The sequence below is a fragment of the Ascidiimonas aurantiaca genome, assembly GCF_037646345.1.
Classification (GTDB): Bacteria; Bacteroidota; Bacteroidia; order Flavobacteriales; family Flavobacteriaceae; genus Ascidiimonas; species Ascidiimonas aurantiaca.
In genome coordinates, this window is record NZ_JBBEWR010000036.1 from 1 (window position 1) to 1,487 (window position 1,487).

General features: G+C 55.3%; 1 protein-coding gene. It reads right to left on the minus strand.

Annotated elements, in window-relative coordinates:
- On the minus strand, nt 1–1,487 hold a 1,487-nt coding region (locus tag WAO84_RS17120; RefSeq protein WP_340067365.1), incomplete at both ends, for a DUF6443 domain-containing protein.

A 1,487-nucleotide genomic window follows, 5' to 3' on the forward strand; every position in this document is an offset into this window, starting at 1 on the left:
CGATGGTCATAGGTGTACTGATAACAAAGTTCATTCAGCTCGGCAGTGCTCACCCCGTCACCCGTATCTACTTTGGGAGGCAGCACAAAACTCAGATTGCCGTAATCGTCATACACGTAATAGGTATCGTGCGCAATCTCATTGGCATAGGTACGTTTCAGCACCACCTGCCCCTGCGCATCGGTAAATACTTCGGTGGTATGGTCTCTGGTAGCTGTGCCGGGGTGGTTCTCATCCCGGGTAAGCTGTTTGTATAACTGCCCGGCAGGGTAATAGGTGCCGGGGGCTACCGACAAGGCAGGGGCCGTGGGATCATCATTGCTGAATACTACCTGAAAATGCCGTACTTCGGTGGCATGGTTTACCCCGTAAGCCATTTCTATCTCATGGCCGCTGCCCAGCTTCCAAACCTCTCCGGGAGCAGCCTGTTGTAAGGTTCGGTTCAGCGGGGAATTCTCTAAAAGGGTCTCGCTGTAAGGGTTGGCCTGAGCGGCCGCAGAGGGAAAATCTTCCGGATAGTGGCTCTTGTAAAAATTCTGGGTGGCCGTATGCATATCGCCGCTGCGATAGCTCCCCGCGGCCTGCAATGTATCGGGAACGGGCAGGTATGCTCTGGTCTGCCTACCAAAAGCATCATAGTACTTGTGGATCACCAGGTCGCCTCCCAAAGGCGATTGCTTGATGGCTACCTGCTGGGACGGGCGGCCCAGACCGTCAAAATACCCCGCCTGCTCGATCACATCGCTCTCAAAGGTAATCCCGGAAACACTGCTCATCGCACGCCGGTAGCTGCGCGTATATACATAGTTGCGGCTCTGGGTAAGACTGACGGGCTCATAGGGCTCTTGGGGACACCCGCTAAAGGGACCGCTCTGTAGCGGACACTGATCGGTGTTGTTGGTAATATACCCCGAAGGGGCCACACTGCGATATACACTTACTGACGGGTCCCCAAAACCGTCGCCATCGCTATCCTCATAAAAATACTGTGGCGGGATATTCGTGATATGTACATTGGTATCGTCCAGATCGCTCACGGGTAATACGTTTTGGGTATATCCGCTGCCGGGAGAGTTACACTGTAGCACACTGCTGATCGCAAAACCGTCACCATCGGCATCCAGATACCACTGAGGGGCCGGGTCTATGGTATAATTTACGGTGCGCACCCCACCCCAGCAACCGCTGGTATTGTTGCGGCTCCGAAGGTAATATACACTGCCGGTAGTCAGGGTGATGCTCCCGGTAAGGTGCAGGGTGGTACTGGTACCTGTGGCACTGCTCTGCCAGTACCACGTCTCTCCCGATGGGGCCGTACCCATTGTAAGTACGGTCGCCTCACAATTATTGGTCACGGTGGGGGCGGCCGGGGTAGCCGGTACGCTGTTCACACTGTAACTTACGGTTTGTGCCCCGCTCCAGCAGCCGGTGGTATTGTTACGTGCCCGAAGGTGGTAGGTGGTACCGGAGGTACGGGTTACGGTGGT